19 protein-coding genes and 1 riboswitch are annotated in these 16,978 nt (G+C 54.0%); of the genes, 17 read left to right on the top strand and 2 right to left on the bottom strand.

Features of this window, described 5'->3' with window-relative positions:
• Positions 1 to 37: 37 nt before the first annotated feature.
• Together ET33_RS30040 and ET33_RS30035 are read right to left on the bottom strand one after the other, a co-directional pair.
• Positions 38 to 1,204, bottom strand: coding sequence for a glycosyltransferase family 4 protein (locus ET33_RS30040; protein ID WP_036690805.1), 1,167 nt, complete (start codon positions 1,202 to 1,204; stop codon positions 38 to 40).
• A gap of 261 nt (positions 1,205 to 1,465) precedes the next feature.
• The gene (locus tag ET33_RS30035) at positions 1,466 to 2,506 is read right to left on the bottom strand and encodes a YheC/YheD family endospore coat-associated protein (RefSeq protein ID WP_036690802.1); all 1,041 of its coding nucleotides are present in this window, start codon (positions 2,504 to 2,506) and stop codon (positions 1,466 to 1,468) included.
• 60 nt (positions 2,507 to 2,566) lie between these two features.
• On the opposite strand from ET33_RS30035, the gene ET33_RS39995 reads away from it, so the two are divergent.
• From ET33_RS39995 to ET33_RS29955, 17 genes are all read left to right on the top strand, one after another.
• Positions 2,567 to 2,833 (top strand): hypothetical protein, encoded by a 267-nt coding sequence (locus ET33_RS39995; protein ID WP_235206853.1) that lies wholly within the window; start codon positions 2,567 to 2,569, stop codon positions 2,831 to 2,833.
• A gap of 86 nt (positions 2,834 to 2,919) precedes the next feature.
• On the top strand, positions 2,920 to 3,294 hold the full coding sequence (locus ET33_RS39990; RefSeq protein WP_179223777.1) for a hypothetical protein: 375 nt from the start codon (positions 2,920 to 2,922) through the stop codon (positions 3,292 to 3,294).
• Positions 3,295 to 3,601: 307 nt separating this feature from the next.
• Positions 3,602 to 4,615, top strand: a complete 1,014-nt coding sequence (locus ET33_RS30025; RefSeq protein ID WP_036690795.1) for a LacI family DNA-binding transcriptional regulator — start codon at positions 3,602 to 3,604, stop codon at positions 4,613 to 4,615.
• Entirely contained in the window at positions 4,602 to 5,516 is a 915-nt protein-coding gene (gene rbsK / locus ET33_RS30020; RefSeq protein ID WP_036690792.1) for a ribokinase, read from the top strand. The genes ET33_RS30025 and rbsK overlap by 14 nt, the downstream gene beginning before the upstream one ends.
• A 17-nt stretch (positions 5,517 to 5,533) precedes the next feature.
• Positions 5,534 to 5,929, top strand: coding sequence for a D-ribose pyranase (gene rbsD, locus ET33_RS30015; RefSeq protein ID WP_036690788.1), 396 nt, complete (start codon positions 5,534 to 5,536; stop codon positions 5,927 to 5,929).
• Between the two features lie 16 nt (positions 5,930 to 5,945).
• The gene (locus ET33_RS30010) at positions 5,946 to 7,472 is read left to right on the top strand and encodes a sugar ABC transporter ATP-binding protein (RefSeq protein ID WP_036690784.1); all 1,527 of its coding nucleotides are present in this window, start codon (positions 5,946 to 5,948) and stop codon (positions 7,470 to 7,472) included.
• On the top strand, positions 7,444 to 8,397 hold the full coding sequence (locus tag ET33_RS30005) for an ABC transporter permease (protein ID WP_036690781.1): 954 nt from the start codon (positions 7,444 to 7,446) through the stop codon (positions 8,395 to 8,397). Before ET33_RS30010 ends, ET33_RS30005 begins: the two co-directional genes overlap by 29 nt.
• A 23-nt stretch (positions 8,398 to 8,420) precedes the next feature.
• Positions 8,421 to 9,371, top strand: a complete 951-nt coding sequence (gene rbsB, locus ET33_RS30000; RefSeq protein WP_036690778.1) for a ribose ABC transporter substrate-binding protein RbsB — start codon at positions 8,421 to 8,423, stop codon at positions 9,369 to 9,371.
• A 417-nt stretch (positions 9,372 to 9,788) separates the two neighbouring features.
• On the top strand, positions 9,789 to 10,130 hold the full coding sequence (locus tag ET33_RS29995) for a helix-turn-helix domain-containing protein (protein WP_036690775.1): 342 nt from the start codon (positions 9,789 to 9,791) through the stop codon (positions 10,128 to 10,130).
• A 160-nt stretch (positions 10,131 to 10,290) separates the two neighbouring features.
• Positions 10,291 to 11,106, top strand: coding sequence for a sensor histidine kinase (locus ET33_RS29990; RefSeq protein ID WP_036690774.1), 816 nt, complete (start codon positions 10,291 to 10,293; stop codon positions 11,104 to 11,106).
• Positions 11,106 to 11,780, top strand: a complete 675-nt coding sequence (locus ET33_RS29985; protein ID WP_010493945.1) for a response regulator — start codon at positions 11,106 to 11,108, stop codon at positions 11,778 to 11,780. The genes ET33_RS29990 and ET33_RS29985 overlap by 1 nt, the downstream gene beginning before the upstream one ends.
• Positions 11,781 to 11,867: 87 nt before the next feature.
• Positions 11,868 to 12,509: a YcnI family copper-binding membrane protein gene (locus tag ET33_RS29980; protein WP_036690773.1), complete on the top strand. Its 642-nt coding sequence runs from the start codon at positions 11,868 to 11,870 to the stop codon at positions 12,507 to 12,509.
• Between the two features lie 165 nt (positions 12,510 to 12,674).
• Entirely contained in the window at positions 12,675 to 13,136 is a 462-nt protein-coding gene (gene mscL, locus ET33_RS29975) for a large conductance mechanosensitive channel protein MscL (RefSeq protein ID WP_200879251.1), read from the top strand.
• Positions 13,137 to 13,386: 250 nt separating this feature from the next.
• Positions 13,387 to 13,971: a class I SAM-dependent methyltransferase gene (locus tag ET33_RS29970; RefSeq protein ID WP_036690769.1), complete on the top strand. Its 585-nt coding sequence runs from the start codon at positions 13,387 to 13,389 to the stop codon at positions 13,969 to 13,971.
• The gene (locus ET33_RS29965; protein WP_036690767.1) at positions 13,968 to 14,609 is read left to right on the top strand and encodes a DedA family protein; all 642 of its coding nucleotides are present in this window, start codon (positions 13,968 to 13,970) and stop codon (positions 14,607 to 14,609) included. Before ET33_RS29970 ends, ET33_RS29965 begins: the two co-directional genes overlap by 4 nt.
• A complete protein-coding gene (locus ET33_RS29960) occupies positions 14,578 to 15,267 on the top strand; it encodes a response regulator transcription factor (RefSeq protein WP_036690765.1) in 690 nt (229 codons plus the stop codon). The genes ET33_RS29965 and ET33_RS29960 overlap by 32 nt, the downstream gene beginning before the upstream one ends.
• 1 nt (position 15,268) lies before the next feature.
• A complete protein-coding gene (locus ET33_RS29955; RefSeq protein WP_036690942.1) occupies positions 15,269 to 16,699 on the top strand; it encodes a sensor histidine kinase in 1,431 nt (476 codons plus the stop codon).
• Positions 16,700 to 16,838: 139 nt separating this feature from the next.
• Positions 16,839 to 16,973, top strand: a riboswitch (SAM riboswitch).
• The last annotated feature ends 5 nt before the right edge of the window (positions 16,974 to 16,978 follow it).

Raw genomic sequence — 16,978 nt, 5'->3', positions numbered from 1 at the left:
ATCGGAACGTCGGTTATCCCCTGTACAATCGTACAAATTACAAATAAAACCCCCGATAATGGAAATGGGCGGAATGAAATACGGCGATGTAATGTTTGGCAATATCGTCCCACGAGACAGTCGGGTCGTTCATGCCCTGTATGGCGGATTGCTTATAATGCGCATAATTGTCGGCCAGGCTCTCCATCGCGCGGGTCATATCGTCCGGCGATTCGGGGTTAAACCAGGCCACTTCCGCGCTCCGCCGCGCCAGATGTTCCCGCATGACCGGAATGTCCGAGCATAAGACCGGCGTTCCCATGCTGAGTGCCTCCTCCACCGGATAGCTGCCTCCTCCCTCGGCAAGACTTGGCATGATCAGGGCGTAGGCGTTCTTAATTAACGGAGCGACCAACTGGTCATCCACCAGCCCGAGCGGGAAGACGTCTTTATCGATCTGGAGCCCCACTCGTTTGATCAGCGAGACCAAGGTCGGAATCGAAGCAAGCTCCGGCCAGCAGGGCGGAACGCTTCTCAGCAAATGCGTATTGTAGCCGATCAGAAGAAGCGAGTACTGGCTTCGGCGGGAGAAGCGCGAGTAGGCGAGCAGCAGATTGTAGTGATTTTTGTGCGGAGAGGTGTTGGCCGGATAAATGAAATAGGGAAACGGGAAGAGCTGGGAGAGTGTGGTATCCACCGACGGATTCTCGAAATATTTGGACGGCGAAATCGCATGCGGAATCAGGAAGGCGGATTGGCAGGCCGGGCCGAAATGCGCGACGAGTCTCGACTTCACATACTCGGAGGATACGACGACGTGCGTGCTTCTCTCCAGCCAGTCCTTGGCTTTCTCCCAATGCTCCCGAACGACCGATCCCGGCGTGAACGGCGGCACGTAATCGAAAATGGTAGCGTCGTGAAACGTAATGACGGTCGGCTTGTGAAAGTCGACGAAGGCAGGTCCGTGCGGCCAAAATACGTACACGACGTCGCAATCGACAATGTACGGGTGGTTCGGAGTGTTCCGAATGTCCTCTTCGCTGTAGACAATGTCAATTTTGGGATGCTCCAGCGTGCTCACCCTGTCTTTGAAGCCGGTTTGAGCCGACAGGACGACCCGGACGTAATGCACGTCAGGCTGCCGGGCAAGCGCCGTCGCCAAATTCGTCAGCAGCCTGCCCCCGCCTCCAATGGAGAACATGTAGCTCCATATCAAAATTTTCATTCCGTGATCTCTCCTTGAGGGCAAAGTTCGTCAGGTTCGTGTATTCGTATGTACTAACATATGGGATAGGCCTCTTCATCGGCACGACGGATGTCCCAGTCGGAACAATTTTGACGAGACCATAATTTTCGCACAAACAAAAACCTGACATCGAAAGATGACAGGCCGCCGGGGGTTGCCGTAAAAAATTTTTGCCGCATAGAAAAGAAAAGGCGTATAACCTTGCCAAGCTTTTACCCATATACTGGACTAATACAATGGCTAATGGGTATACAAATAGTCCGCATATTGCAACGGACGCTTATAAACCGCGTCTTGGCCGAAGAGCTGGTCATACAATTCTTTTTGCGGCCTTCCGTTAACCTCGATGATCCACAGCCGCTCGTCGTTGTCCAACGCAAAATCGACGCTAAGCTCGCCCAGACGAAGGCCTGTACCCGACTCTACGGTTTCTGCGGCTCTCAGACTGATGTCGCGTATCGTTTGAAGAAAGACATCGGCCTTCTCCTGCGGGTACAAATGCCGAAGCACTTCTTCGGACAAACAAATCTTGGTGCAGATGCTCGTATTAAAGCAGCCCTTGTGAGCGAACCGGCTGACGACGTTCGTTACTGACCATACGCCCGACTCGTCTTTTTGAACAAGCGCCCGGATATCGAACACTTGATCATTCCATTGCTGCAAATGGACCCCTTGTTGGATGAGGTAATCGGTGGACCCAAGAAGTTCGTCTAGCTTTGTTTGGCACTGCGGCACGTTTGCAGCGATAAATTGTGGCAATAAATAATGCTGACCAATATGAATCTCCCCTGACTCCCTCGCCTCCACACGATACACCCCTTTCCCTTGATATCCGTAGCAAGGCTTCATATACAACACTTTATGAGCTTTTTGCAGCTGTGCCGTGGTTTCCCGGTCGTAAGGAACGGTTTCGGGCAAATAAGGAGCGAGCGACTGGCTTAATAGCTTATAGATCTCGTATTTGTCGAATCGATTTTGCTGATTGAAGCATTTGTTGCTTCCGATAGTGGCTTCCAGCTTTTGGATGGTTGTCTTTTTCGTCGTGTAGCAGCGGTTATATACCACTTCGGGGAAAGGAAACCGGTGCTGTACCCACTTCCAGTTCGAATGATGAAGGCCGAGGATGCTTTTCCGCTTCCAATCAATCTCGGACGGCGTGAAACAGAATAGTCTCACATGAGCCGCTTTGCGGGCAAGATATTTTCTTAGAACATACTTCCTCTGCTTGGGGTTCGCGACCATGATACCGAAGGTTCTGACGGTACGGCTTTTCTTCTTCATACGGGTTCTCCTTTATCGCTATAAAGTGAGTCGTAAACAAGGTATGTAGCTGCATTAAAAATGCATGGACAACAATACAATTTGATAGAAAACAGGCGTGTGCATGAAACAGCAAAAAAGATTGGGATGATATGGGCAAACGCCCTGTCTAAAGGCGAATGCCGCGAGTACATTGGTTTTGAAATCAAAAAGGAGAGTGAGTACGTATGGGTAAAATATCGGGCACTCCAGGACCTCCAGGCCCTCAAGGACCTAAAGGCCCTGCAGGCTCTGCAGGCCCTCCAGGACCACAAGGGCCACGGGGACCACAGGGAGCGCAAGGACTAGCATGGATCACCTCGTTTGCCTTTCTGTGCAGTACAGTAAACCAAACCGTTGCCGCTTCGCCGACACCGGGTGGGGAAGGCGGGGCCGTGACCTTCACCAATTCGCTTATCCATGGTACGGGCATTACTTTCACCCCGACCTCAACCATCAACATTCTCGAAACCGGCATTTATCATATCAATTGGGAGGTGTTCCCGACTGCAGGGAACAGCGCGTTCGGATTGTTCTTCGATCCGGACGGCACAGGTCCGCTTCCGGCAACTTTGGTCCCGCTCAGCAGTTACGGTACCAACGTAGGAAACCAGCCTTACACGGGGCAAGTCGCTGTTAACTTGACGGCCGGCGGCATACTGACGTTGCACCGGATTGACAACACGACGGGGGATCTGACTCTGCAAGGCAGCATCGTAGGCGGTACGCCGACGGTAAGCGCATCGCTTTATATCGGGAAGCTAACCTGACGGGTGGACTGAGGATCGCGCCAGACCCAACCGACACTCGCAAGGAAGAAAATAAGCGGCGTTTCCGCGTTGAGCGTGGCGCCGCTTTTGCCGCCGTGCAGCATCAGAGGAGCATGGCTGGCCGTTCGGCAATCTGTCACAAAAAAGAGGTTGATTCCTTTTTCATGGAGTGCTATATTGTATGTGTAACCGGTACCATATACTTAACCAATTGAGAGTTCGCATTACTTATTAAAATGAATTAGCAGTATCTATTATTTTTTTTAATCGATGTGTAACCGGTACCACATAGCAGAGGTGAAGAAGTATGGCAACCATTCGGGATGTAGCCAAGCTGGCGGGCGTGTCCGTTGCGACGATTTCCCGGTACTTGAACAAAAGCGGCTATGTGAACGTGGAGACGGAGCAGAAAATCAAGAAGGCCATCGAAGCGCTGAACTACGAGCCGAACGCGGTGGCCCGGGGATTGGCCGGAAAGAAGACGAATACCATCGCCTTAATTCTTCCCGATATTTCCAACCCGTTCTTTCCGGAGCTGGCCCGGGCCGTCGAGGATGTCGCCTCGATGTACGGGTATACGGTGATTTTGTGCAACTCCGACGACGAAGGAGTCAAGGAGAAGTCCTATATTGAGGTATTGAAGAAAAAATATATCGACGGCATTATTTTTGCTTCCAATACGCTGGATTCTGCCGATGTCGAGCAGATGGCGAAGAAAGGCATCCCCGTCGTCTGTCTTGACCGGGTGCCGCCGAAGCAGTCGTGCAGCGTGGTCCGCTCCAAAAACCGGGAGGGCGCGAGGCTGGCCGTCGAGCATCTTCTAAGCATGGGCTGCCGGAAAATCGCCCACATCTACGGCCCGCAGGAATTCATTACGGCCAAAGAACGGCTGGCCGGATACGAGGAGTCCGTGAAGCATTTGAACTGGTATTCGCCGACATTCATGGTTCAGGGAGACTTCCGGATCGAAGGCGGGATTCGGGCGACAGAGCTGCTGATGGAGCGTCATCCTGATGTAGACGCCATTTTTGCGGGGAACGACCTGATGGCGGTAGGCGCGCTCAAGGCGCTTCACCGGATGGGCGTTCAAGTGCCCGGACAAGTAGCGGTATGCGGCTTTGACGGCATCGGCATGACGGAGATTACGCAGCCGGAGCTGACGACGGTCGCCCAGCCAATCTATGAGATGGGCGCACTCGTCTCGCGGATCTTGATCAAGAAAATCGAAGGCACGCTGGAAGCGGACCAAACGTACGAGCTGGACGTTGCGCTCGTGCCCAGAGAGTCGACCTTAAGGAGGAACGGACATGAAAGCTCCTAAAATCGTTGTCATCGGAAGCTTGAATATGGATATTGTCATCGAAGCGGACCGGTATCCGCAGCAGGGGGAGACGATGCTCGGACACGGCATCCGTTTTCTTCCCGGAGGAAAGGGCGCGAACCAGGCCGTGGCGGCGGCCCGGCTCGGCGCGGCCGTGACGATGGTCGGCGCGGTCGGTACCGACGGCTTCGGACAAGAGCTAGTGAAAGCGCTGCAAACCGAGAACGTGGGCACGGACGCGGTGCGGGTCGCGGAGCAAGCGGCTACGGGAGTTGCCAGTATTTACGTTTGTCAGGGAGATAACAGTATTGTCGTCCTCCCGGGCGCAAATCATACGCTGCTGCCTGCGGATATCGACGCTTGCCGGGAAGTCATTGCTACAGCGGACATCGTGCTGCTTCAGATGGAAATTCCTGTAGATACCGTCGCGCATGCGGCCCGGCTCGCAAAAGCCTGCGGACGGACGGTCGTATTGAACCCCGCCCCGGCGCAGAAGCTGCCGGACGAATTGCTGCGCAACGTCGACTACATTACCCCGAACCGGACGGAGCTGGCCTTGCTGACCGGGCGTTCCGCGGAAGGCGGCGAATTGGAAGCCGCGATGCGGGAGCTGGCCGGCATGGGCGCTCGGCACGTGATCACGACGCTCGGCGCGGAAGGCTCCGCCTTTATGACGCAGGAGGGCACGCTGACCCACGTTCCCGGGTATGTCATGGAGGTCGTGGATACGACCGGGGCCGGCGATTCGTTCAACGCAGGGCTGGCTTATTCGCTTGCTTTGGGCCAAAGCTTGGAGGAAGCCGTATCGTTCGCGGCCAAGGTTTCGGCGCTTGCCGTGACGAGATTCGGCGCCCAACCCGGGATGCCAACGCTTCAGGAAGTGCTCGATTTTAACGGGTGAGTGGAGGGGAAACTATCATGAAAAAAATCGGAATCATCAATAGCGAAATTTCCGAAGTGATCAGCAAATTGGGCCATACGGATACGATCGTCATCTGCGACAGCGGGCTGCCGATCCCCTCCCATGTGCGGCGGATCGATCTGGCCTTGAAGCAGGGCGTGCCTGCTCTGCTGGACACGCTGTCCATCGTGCTTGAGGAAATGGAAGTGGAGGCCTCGTTCATCGCAGACGAAATGGAGCGGGCCAGCCCGCAGTTCAAGCGGGAGCTGGAAGCCGTCATGAAGGGCATCCCGGTTCGGACGGTCAGTCACGAGCAGTTGAAAAGGCTTACGCACGAAGCGAAAGCGGTTATTCGGACAGGCGAATTTACACCTTATGCAAACATCGTTCTGCAGGCCGGCGTGATCTTTTAAGAAAGGAGTGGCCGTCATGACGACATACCTGCTGGAAATGAACGACATCAGCAAGAGCTTCCCGGGCGTCCGAGTGCTGGATCAGGTAACGTTCAACCTGACCGGCGGGGAAGTGCACGCGCTGATGGGGGAGAACGGCGCGGGGAAATCCACGCTCATGAAAATTCTCGGCGGCATTCACCGCAGAGACGGCGGAACCGTGATCCTGAAGGGGACGCCTTGCGAGATCGCTTCTCCTTCCATGGCGCAAAGCTTGGGCATTGCCATGATTCATCAGGAATTGAACTTAATCCCGCATTTGACGGTGATGGAAAATATTTTTCTCGGGCGGGAATTTACTTACGGCCGGAGCGGGATGATCAACTGGGGCAAAATGAGACAGGAATCGGTACGCTTCTTGTCCCAGCTCGGCTTGGCCATCGATCCCGGTATCATCGCAGGCGAGCTGTCCGTCGGACAGCAGCAAATGATCGAGATTGCTAAAGCGCTTTCCATGAATGCGGAAATACTCGTTCTCGACGAGCCGACGGCGGCACTGACCGACCGTGAGATCGAAGCGCTCTTTACGGTGATCGAATCGCTGAAAGTCAAGGGCGTCGGGATGATCTACATCTCCCACCGGATGGAGGAAATTTTCCGCATCTGCGACCGGGTCACCGTCATGAGAGACGGGCATACGGTAGGGACAGACCGCGTAGCGGATACGAATATCGACAAGCTGGTCAAAATGATGGTAGGGCGGGAAATCAAAGACCGCTTTCCCAAAATCGACGTTTCCGTCGGCGAGCCCAAGCTGGAGGTCAAAGGCCTGTCGCTGCCGGGCAAGCTGCAAGACATTTCCTTTGCCGTGCGCAGCGGAGAAATCGTCGGCATCGCCGGTCTGATGGGGGCCGGTCGGACCGAGCTGGCTAAAGCTTTGTTCGGGGTAACGCCGGCCCGCCAAGGGGAGATCCGCGTCGACGGCCGGCCCGTCGCCATCCGCAAGCCGGTCGATGCGATCCGCGCGGGCATTGCGCTGGTTACGGAGGACCGCAAGGACGAAGGGCTGTTGTTGAACTTGTCTGTGAAGGACAACATTTCGCTGCCTAATTTGAAGGACGTTTCCTCGTTCGGGTTTGTCAGCCGCAGCAAAGAAACCGGCATCTCGGAACGGCTCATCTCGCAACTGCTGATCAAGACCCCGAACGGCGAGCAGAAGGTCGGCTCCCTGAGCGGAGGAAATCAGCAGAAGGTCGTGATCGGCAAATGGCTCGAAACGAATCCGCAGGTGTTTATTTTGGACGAGCCGACCCGCGGAGTGGACATCGGCGCGAAGAAGGAGATCTACGATTTGATGAACCAATTGATCTCCAGAGGCGTAGCCATCCTGATGATTTCGTCGGAGCTCCCGGAGGTTCTCGGCATGAGCGATCGCATCCTGGTGATGCACGAAGGCCGGATTGCCGGAGAGTTCGCCAGAGGGGAAGCCACGCAGGAAAAAATTATGCACTGCGCGACAGGAGGAGGAAAACATCATGCAAACGGAAGCGAAAGCGGGCGGTAAGCGGGCAGGCAAAGCGTTCAGCCTGGGTCCGCTGCTCGGACTCGCCTTAATCGTCGTCGTTTTATCGGTGATCAACAGCGACTTTTTGACCGTCACTAATATTTTCAACGTGCTTCGTCAAATTTCCATCAACGCGTTAATCGCGTTCGGGATGACGTTCGTTATCCTGACCGGAGGGATCGACCTTTCCGTCGGAGCGGTTCTGGCGCTATCCAGCGCGTTTACGGCGGGCATGATGGCCTCCGGCATGAATCCGTGGCTGGCTGTGCTGATCGGCCTCGGCTGCGGGGCGGTGTTCGGAGCCGTCAACGGCCTTCTGGTCACTAAAGGGAAGGTCGCCCCTTTCATCGCCACGTTGGCGACCATGACCGTCTACCGCGGCTTGACGCTTGTCTATACGCAGGGCCGGCCGATTACGGGACTGCATGAAGATTTCGCCATGATCGGGAAAGGCTATTTTCTCGAAATTCCGATGCCGATCGTCTGGATGGTCCTGACCTTTGTCATCCTGTTCATTATATTGAAATATACGACCTTCGGGCGGCGCGTCTACGCGCTGGGAAGCAATGAGGAAGCGACTTGGCTTTCCGGGATCAACACTTCCAGAATCAAAATCATGGTTTATTCGGTAAGCGGATTATTGGCAGCTTTAAGCGGAATTATACTCACCTCCAGACTCAACTCCGCGCAGCCGACGGCAGGCACCTCTTACGAGCTTGATGCGATTGCCGCGGTTGTCCTTGGAGGAACCAGCTTATCCGGCGGACGGGGCTGGCTGGTGGGAACGCTGATCGGCGCCATGATCATAGGCGTATTGGACAACGGTCTGAACCTGCTGAACGTTTCATCCTTTTATCAGCTGGTCGTGAAAGGCGCCGTCATCTTGGTTGCAGTGCTGCTGGACCGTTCCAAAGCCGCCAAATAAAAAAAGCAAAGGGGAAGAGTAACATGAAAAAAATGTACATGGTTCTGTCGCTCCTGCTGGTATTCGTCATGGTAGCCGCCGGCTGCTCCACCAAGTCCAATCTGGAGGGCGGAGCGAAGACGGCTGAGCCGAAGAAAGAGGGAGGCGCCGCCTCCAGTAAAACGACCATCGGTCTCTCCATTTCCACGCTCAACAACCCGTTCTTCGTCACGTTGAAAGAAGGCGCCGAGAAAGCGGCGAAGGAAGCCGGAGTCGATCTGGTCGTTGTCGACGCGCAGAACGACACCTCGAAGCAAATCAGCGGCATCGAGGACCTGATCCAGAAAAAAGTAAACGTCATCCTGATCAATCCGACCGACAGCGTGGCGGTCATTACAGCGGTGGAATCGGCCAACAAAGCCAACATCCCGGTCATCACGATCGACCGCGCGGCGAACGGCGGTCAAGTCGTCTCGCATATCGCATCCGACAACGTCAAGGGTGGACAAATGGCCGGCGACTTCATTCTTAAAGCGATCGGCGGCAAAGGGAACATCGTCGAGTTGCAAGGCATCGCCGGAACCTCGGCGGCCCGCGACCGCGGCAAAGGCTTCCACAATGCCGTAGACGGCAAAGACGGCGTAAAAGTGGTCTCTTCCCAGCCGGCCGACTTCGACCGCGCCAAAGGGTTGTCCGTTATGGAAAACATCCTGCAGGGGAATAAGGACGTTGCTGCCGTATTCGCCCACAACGATGAGATGGCGCTAGGCGCGCTGCAGGCGATCCAAGCCTCCGGCAAAAACATCGTCGTCGTCGGCTTCGACGCGACCGACGATGCGGTGAAAGCCGTAAACGAAGGCAAAATGGCCGCTACGGTAGCGCAAAAGCCGGCAGCCATCGGTGATGTGGCCGTAAAAACGGCCGTGAAGGTATCGAAAGGCGAGAAAGTGGAAGCTTCGATCCCTGTCGATTTGGAGCTTGTTACGAAAAAGTAAGGCACAGCGTTTAGCTAAAAGAAACGCTTTATAAGGAAAGAGGACGATCCCAGGGGCGGAACTAAAGCCGCGGGATCGTCCTTTTTTAATATCATGATTATATTTGATAGCGATTCCCCATTTATAGTCTAATTTTTAACGTAGTATTTTAGAGACCAATTCGATTACAGAAAGGAAGACCAAAACCAGATACCCCAAAATAAAAATATGTGCTAAGAAGCAGAAAAAATGTTTGATAAGTTCAAGCAGCGCCATTCTTCTTTTCATCTTAATTGGGTTCACTCCTTTGTTTCCCCAAACATTTTCTACCAAATTATAAAATATAAAACCTATAAGTTTCAATAATTAAAACTTATATGATCATTATCCGGCTTGAATGTTTTGTCTACACTAACCTACAGGGGGGTGTGGACTACTGTGAATGTTCTACAGAAGACAGGTGCAAGAATAAAAGCGATTCGAAAGTTAAAAGGACTTTCACAAGAGGCTTTGGCAGAAAAAGCGGATCTGCACTACGTATATATTGGAGGAATGGAACGCGGGGAAAGGAATATCACCCTGCGAAACCTGGAAAAGATAGCGCAGGCTTTAGATGTGGAGTTACAAGAACTTTTTAGATTCAATGCTCCTGATACAGAGGACGAAGAAATTACAGCGGCTATCCTCGCTACACTTGAATGTAGGAGTACGGAAGATAAGCGGAGGATTTTGCAAATTATAAATTTAATTCCGGGAGGGCAAGACGAAAAAAGGTGTTAAACGGACTTATCGGACAAATAAATGAGAAAAATGGTCCCCGCCGGTGACTCGAACTGGTCTGGGACTATTTTTATTTACTCGAAGCTTGCGGCCGATCGGTATATAATGGATACGGAACGGCGACAGGTTAATATAGGAAGAAAGGCGATGGAAAGATTTTATGTCGATGCGCAAGCTAAAAATATTGACGATTCTGCTTCCGCCTCTGGTCATTGGGGGATTCGAGTATATACGCCACGACTTTCTGCTGGACGTGCTGTCTATGGAGACGGGCAATTTCTACATGACGCTGCTTACGCTGCTGCTGTCGTTCTTGTTCGGCAATTGGATGTTCAACCGCATCGAAGCCATGAACGCGAAGCTGGCCGTCGAGCAATCGAAGCGGGCGGTATACGAGGAGCGCGAGCGGCTCGCTCAGGAGCTGCACGACAATATCGCGCAAATTTTGTTTTTCCTGAACGTACAGCTAAAGAAAGGGCAGATCGAGGAGGCGCGCTCAGCTGTATCCGAAATCGACCACCATCTGCGGCAGGCGATCTTCAACCTGCGGACGGCGCCGGAGGAGGGAGCCGATTTCGGCTCGCGCCTGCGGACATGGCTGGAGGAATGGAGCGGCATGAGCGGCATTGCCGTCAACCACCGGATCACGGTTCCTGAGGAAGGAATATCCCCATCGGCGGAGGTGCCTTTGTTCTCCATTATCCGGGAGGCGTTCACGAACATCCGCAAGCATTCGTACGCGGATCACGCGGAGGTGGAGCTTGGTCCGACGCAGGACGGGCGAAGCTGGAGACTGCGCATTGCCGATGACGGTAAAGGCATGGAAGGCGATGTCGGACAGCGGCCGAACCGGTACGGGGTATCGATTATGCGCAAACGGGCGCAGGAGCTGGGGGCGGAGCTGGAAATCCGAGCGCAGGAAGGGCAGGGGCTGGAGCTGATCGTTACCGGACCGCTGCGGGAGGTGAAGCTGTGATGATGAATTACCGGGTGCTGATTGCGGACGATCATCCGTTAGCCCGTCGCGCCATCCGTTCGCTGATCGACGGGGAGGCAGGCTTCGAATGGGTAGGGGAAGCACGCAGCGGCGCCGAGGCCGTCGAGCTGTGCGGACGACTGCTGCCGGATCTGGTGCTGATGGACATTCAGATGCCAGAAATGAGCGGCCTTGAAGCGACCAAGCGGATTAAACAGCTGTATCCGCACATCCGCATCGTCATGCTCACCGTGTCCGACGACGTGGCCGATCTGTTTACGGCTGTAAGGCATGGGGCGCAGGGTTACCTGCTCAAAAACATGGACCCCGACGACTGGATCGCTTACTTGCGCGGCTTGCTCGACGAGAACAGCGAAATTTCCCGCGGCATGGCGGACCGGCTGTTTCATTCGTTCCGTTCGGCCGGCGAATCCGCGGCAAGCGACATCGGGCCGGGCGTGCTTTCCCAGCGCGAATGCGAGATTCTTAGCTGCGTCGCCAGCGGGCAGAGCAACCGCCAGATCGCCGAGACGCTGATTATTACGGAGAACACGGTCAAGAACCATATCAAGAACATTTTATCCAAACTGGCGCTGGACAACCGGGTGCAGCTGACCGCTTATGCGGTACGTCACGGATTGACACAGATCGGACAAAAACAAGGCGGGAAATAGCCCGGTCGAGCCATTCTTTCAATAAGCGGTTTACGATAAAGTACAGTAGGGTAAACTGATCGCTTAAAGAGAAAGGGGCTTTTATTAATGAAAAAGTTGCATTTTGCACTCGCGCTCGGACTGCTTGCTTCCATGCTTGGAGGAGGCTTCGCTAGCGCGCATGTGACGGTACTGCCGAAAGAGACGACGCAGGGAAGCTATGAGAAATTTGCCGTTCGGGTGCCGACAGAGAAAGACATTCCGACGGTAAAAGTCGAAGTGAAGTTTCCGCTCGACTCCGTATCGATCTCCCGTTTCGAGCCGAAGCCGGGCTGGAAATACGAGCTGACGAAGGATGCGAACAATAAAATTACCGGCGTAATATGGACAGCTACCGGCGAAGGCTTGGGCGCCACGGAATTCGGCGAGTTTTACATGCAGGGTAAAGTAGCCGATACTGCTACAGCGATTACGTGGAAGGCTTACCAGACCTATAAAGACGGCAGTGTCGTCGAATGGGTCGGCGCCGACGGCTCGGACAAACCGGCTTCCGTGACGAAAGTGAACGCGAAACCGGCCGGAGCCGGAGCGGACAGCCACGGCCATACGACGACGCCTGCGGCACCGGCGGCGGATAAGGCTGCGTCCGAAGCTCCAGCCGCGTCCCAAACGCCGCTGTACTTGTCCATCGCGGGCGTTGTGCTCGGAGCCGCAGCTCTGATCGTTTCGCTGATGCGCAGAAAAGCCTAGTCCGTCAACGATCTGACGGCTATAGGTAAGGCCCGTTTCCATCGCTCGATAGGAAATGGGCTTTTTGGCTTGTCTTTTCCCCCGAAAAACGGTTAAACTGGTGAAAACGCCATTCTAAACTTACACCACGTCAAAAAAGGAGACAGCCGTAGGATGCCGTCAAAAATTTTGAAAGAATTCAAAGAATTTGCAATTAAAGGAAATATGATCGATCTAGCGATCGGGGTGATCATCGGTGGCGCGTTCGGCAAAGTCGTCACGTCGATCGTCAACGATCTGGTCATGCCTCCGATCGGGCTACTGCTCGGCAAGGTGAATTTCAATAACTTGTTCATCAGTTTGGACGGCAACTCTTATGCAACCTTGGATGAGGCGAAGAAAGCTGGAGCAGCCACGTTTAACTACGGATTGTTCCTCAGCACGCTGCTCGATTTTCTGATCGTTTCGTTCGTCATCTTTATCGCCGTCAAGCAGATCAACCGGTTCCGCCGCAAAGAAGAGGTCAAGCCCGACCCGAAAGAAAACATTAAAGAATGTCCGGAATGCTTGTCCGAAATCCCCAAAAAAGCATCCCGCTGCAAATATTGCACCGCCGTTCTCGAAGCTCCGGCCGCGGAACGCGCTTAGCCCCCTTACAGCTCAGACAGCCTGTGCTCCTGTTTAAAATCTTATGGAGCCTGGCTTTTTTCTTAAGAAATAATTCAGAAAAACCTCCATTTGTTCTAAAGATATTTTGGATATCCTAAGTACATCGAATCCCATTGGACGAAACAAACGGACTCTTACATTCGTTTTAAAAGTAAATGATTGAAGGGGAACAAGGTTCGAACAGCGTCTAAATGGTTAAATTTAGAGCAACAAGGAGGGCAATGCATTCATGAGTTTCCACGCGAACGTTCAAGAAAAGGTGCTTTTTTTAAATAAATTTTTTCAATCTCCCCGAGAAATGGGCAGCGTTACGCCCAGCTCCCGATTTTTGGCCCGGGCGATGACCAAGCCTGTTCCTTGGGCACAAACGCAAGTTGTGGCGGAACTCGGAGCCGGAACAGGCGCATTAACCCGGTTCATCCGGCAAGCCAAAGGACCGAAGACGAAGGTGCTGCTGTTCGAAAAGGAACAGGTGCTAAGGGATCAGCTGGCCGTACAGTTTCCAGACTTCTCCTGTCATGCCGACGCCTGCAGTATGGGGCAGGTGCTGCATCAGCGGGGGATCGAAGGACTGGATGCCGTCATCAGCGGCCTGCCATTCTATAATTTCCCGCAACAATTGCGCGATCGGCTGATCGAACAGATCACGTCGTCCCTTAAGCCGGGCGGCCGGTTCATCGCGTTTCAATATTCGCTGCAAATGAGGTCCCAGCTCGAGCAGTACTTTGACATTGAGACGATTCGCTTCGTCCCGTTTAATTTTCCTCCTGCATTCGTGTATGTGTGCCGGAAGCCGGGAGGAACGCCGCAATGACTTACGATACGCTGATGCAGTGGATCGGGCAGTTCGGGTATCTGGCTTTGTTTTTCGCGCTGTGGCTCGGCATCGTAGGGATGCCGATCCCCGACGAAGTCGTCGTGATGACCGGCGGTGCAGTAACGGCCAGCGGCTTGCTGCATCCCGTTCCCGCCTTTCTCTTAACCTACCTCGGCGTCGTATCGGGATTATCGCTGGGATACGTACTCGGCCGGTACGCGGGCACCCCGGTATTGGAAAGGCTCCGAAAAAAGAAGAAAATGGATAAAGCGATCGAGATGTCGGAAAAGCTTAATCAAAAATACGGCAGTCTGGCCTTGATCATCAGCTATTTTTTCCCCGTTGTCCGCCACGTCTTGCCATACCTCGTAGGAATGAACAAAATGTCCTTTCGCCGCTATGCTCTCCTTTCCTACACGACGGGGTTCGTATGGACTTTCGCCTTTTTCTTCATCGGACGGCTGACGGCCGGTCACGCTCAAGAAATCGGCATGCTTATCTACAGCTACGGGCTTAAGCTGCTGTGGATTCCGCTGGTGCTTGTTGCCGCATGGGTCCTTATTAAGCTCGCGCAGCGAAAAAAATTGCAGGAGGGCGGTTCGATTGGAGCAGGCGAACAGCGTATTGGTAGCTGACGACGATCCGGATATCCGGGATATTATTCAAATTTATTTGCGGAACGAAGGTTACCGCGTACTGGAAGCCGAGGATGGAGTGCAAGCCTTGAAGCTGGCCGAACGGGAGAAGGTAGACATCATCATATTGGATATTATGATGCCCCAGATGGACGGCATTCGCGCGTGCGTGAAAATCCGGGAGAAGAGCGACGTTCCCATCATTATGCTGTCGGCCAAGGGCGAGGATCTGGACAAAATCACCGGCTTGTCCACGGGCGCGGACGACTACGTCGTGAAACCGTTTAACCCGCTGGAGCTGGTCGCCCGGGTCAAGGCCTGCCTGAGACGGCAGCACATGATCGGCAAGAAGACGGAACGCGGCCGGGTGGAGGTCGGCGACCTCGTCGTTGATCCGGCCCGTCACTTGGTAACGGTTCGCAGCAAAAAGGTCAATCTTACGCCGATCGAATTCGCAATACTGGCTCTGCTGGCGAAAAACCGGGGCCAAGTATTTTCCGTCGATGCGATCTATGAGCAAGTGTGGAAAGAAGGCGCTTTCCATTCCGACAATACCGTCATGGTGCATATCCGCAATCTCCGGGAAAAGATCGAAGACATCCCGCGGGAACCCCGATATATAAAAACCGTATGGGGAGTGGGCTATAAAATTGAGTAAGGTGCGTTTGCTGAAACAGCCGTTTTCCGTCACGCTTCGCGTAAAGCTGATGCTGACCTTCGTCGGATGCCTTGTGCTGAGCACGCTGACCTCGACTTTATTGGAATGGGGTTACCGGGAAATTCAGCCGAACGATTCGGACAATTACGATTCGATCCGAAGGACGGTGAACGAACGGCTGGATAAGCTCGACAAGGAATGGGCGGCCTTGAGCGGGCCGGACTCGGACGAACGGACGGCGGCTTCGCTAGTGGATCAGGCCGGAGAAGGAGGCAAGCTGAGAGCATACGTAACGGACGAGTCCGGACGTGTGCTTTTTCGCTCTTCCGAAGCTCCGGAAAGCAAGCTGAGCTTGTACGAGCTGCTGATGTCGGCCAAACAGGCGAACAACAGGCAGCCGGGCGCGGCGTATACGGCGGTGCTGCCGGCGCACTATCGGGACCAGGCTGTCTATTTGATCGTTTCCAGCAAGCTGGTTCCGCAGCCGGGGAATGCGTACGAGATTAACGAAATGTTCAAATTTTTACTGTTTATCGCCCTGTTCGTGCTGTTCTTCTATGCTCTGACCTGGCGCAAAATGAGGCAGATTCGCCACATCAATCGCGGGTTGAACGAAATCGCCCACGGCGAGCTGTCCGTACGGCTGGCGACGAACAGCCGGGACGAGCTTGGCTTGGTTGCGGCCAATATCAATTCCATGGCGGAGCAGTTGGCCAGGCAGCAGGAGAAGGAGCGGCGTCTGGAAAAGTCGAAGATGGACTTGATCACGAACGTCTCCCACGATCTGCGGACTCCGCTAACAAGCGTCATTGGGTATTTGAACCTGTTGATGAATCCTGCGCAAACGAATGCCCCTGAGCGGGAACGGTATCTGACGAGCGCTTACAATAAAGCCAATCAGCTTAAGAAGCTGATCGACGACTTATTCGAATACACCCGGCTCTCCGGGGGGGAGGCGAAGCTGGAACGGCGCGAGATCGACATTCACCATTTGCTGGAGCAATTGGTCAGCGAATTCGAGCCGATTGCGGAGCAGCGTCAGATTGCCATCGAATCCCGGCTCCCGCAAGCCCCGCTGTATGTTGTTGCCGATGCGGAAAAGCTCGTTCGCGCGCTGGATAATCTGTTGATGAACGCCGTTAAATATTCCGTCGCCCCCGGCCGGGTGACCGTGACGTTATCGGCCTACCCGAAGCGAGCGGTCATCGAATTCGAGAACGAAGGCCGGCCGATTACGAAAGCGCAGGAGGAGTTGCTGTTCGAGCGGTTCTATAAGGCGGACGAATCGCGGACGGGAGATCCGTTGCCCGACGGCACAGGACTCGGGCTGTCGATCGCGCGCAACATTGCCGAGCTGCACGGAGGACGGCTGGCGTTCCGGCACGAGCAGGGGCGGTTTGTTTTTCGCCTGGAGCTGCCTCTGAACGTGTAAAGCCTGGAGCTTCGCGGGCTACAATAATTTAACAAGCGGAAATTCCGAATGTTCTTATTGACTTTACATGAATAATTTTGTACACTAACAACGTTTCATACCATTGGATCGAAAAGTTCATTTAATTTCATAGAAGCACTTCTTATCAAGAGAGGCGGAGGGAAAAGGCCCGATGAAGCCCGGCAACCGTTCCTTAACAGTTCGGAAATTCAGAGCTGTAGGAAATCAGGTGCCAATTCCTCCAGAACCGAAACAAGGTTCTGGCAGATGAGAGGGACA

This window comes from Paenibacillus tyrphae, assembly GCF_000722545.1.
Classification (GTDB): domain Bacteria; phylum Bacillota; class Bacilli; order Paenibacillales; family NBRC-103111; genus Paenibacillus_G; species Paenibacillus_G tyrfis.
The sequence above is the reverse complement of the archived record's forward strand: the minus strand, read 5'-3'. Positions and strand labels throughout refer to the sequence as shown.

Coding starts and splice junctions, on each gene's coding strand:
- ET33_RS30040 (WP_036690805.1), bottom strand. CDS start 1,204: ATGAAAATTTTGATATGGAGCTACATGTTCTCCATTGGAGGCGGGGGC.
- ET33_RS30035 (WP_036690802.1), bottom strand. CDS start 2,506: ATGAAGAAGAAAAGCCGTACCGTCAGAACCTTCGGTATCATGGTCGCG.
- ET33_RS39995 (WP_235206853.1), top strand. CDS start 2,567: ATGCATGGACAACAATACAATTTGATAGAAAACAGGCGTGTGCATGAA.
- ET33_RS30025 (WP_036690795.1), top strand. CDS start 3,602: ATGGCAACCATTCGGGATGTAGCCAAGCTGGCGGGCGTGTCCGTTGCG.
- rbsK (WP_036690792.1), top strand. CDS start 4,602: ATGAAAGCTCCTAAAATCGTTGTCATCGGAAGCTTGAATATGGATATT.
- rbsD (WP_036690788.1), top strand. CDS start 5,534: ATGAAAAAAATCGGAATCATCAATAGCGAAATTTCCGAAGTGATCAGC.
- ET33_RS30010 (WP_036690784.1), top strand. CDS start 5,946: ATGACGACATACCTGCTGGAAATGAACGACATCAGCAAGAGCTTCCCG.
- ET33_RS30005 (WP_036690781.1), top strand. CDS start 7,444: ATGCAAACGGAAGCGAAAGCGGGCGGTAAGCGGGCAGGCAAAGCGTTC.
- rbsB (WP_036690778.1), top strand. CDS start 8,421: ATGAAAAAAATGTACATGGTTCTGTCGCTCCTGCTGGTATTCGTCATG.
- ET33_RS29990 (WP_036690774.1), top strand. CDS start 10,291: ATGTCGATGCGCAAGCTAAAAATATTGACGATTCTGCTTCCGCCTCTG.
- ET33_RS29985 (WP_010493945.1), top strand. CDS start 11,106: ATGATGAATTACCGGGTGCTGATTGCGGACGATCATCCGTTAGCCCGT.
- ET33_RS29980 (WP_036690773.1), top strand. CDS start 11,868: ATGAAAAAGTTGCATTTTGCACTCGCGCTCGGACTGCTTGCTTCCATG.
- ET33_RS29970 (WP_036690769.1), top strand. CDS start 13,387: ATGAGTTTCCACGCGAACGTTCAAGAAAAGGTGCTTTTTTTAAATAAA.
- ET33_RS29965 (WP_036690767.1), top strand. CDS start 13,968: ATGACTTACGATACGCTGATGCAGTGGATCGGGCAGTTCGGGTATCTG.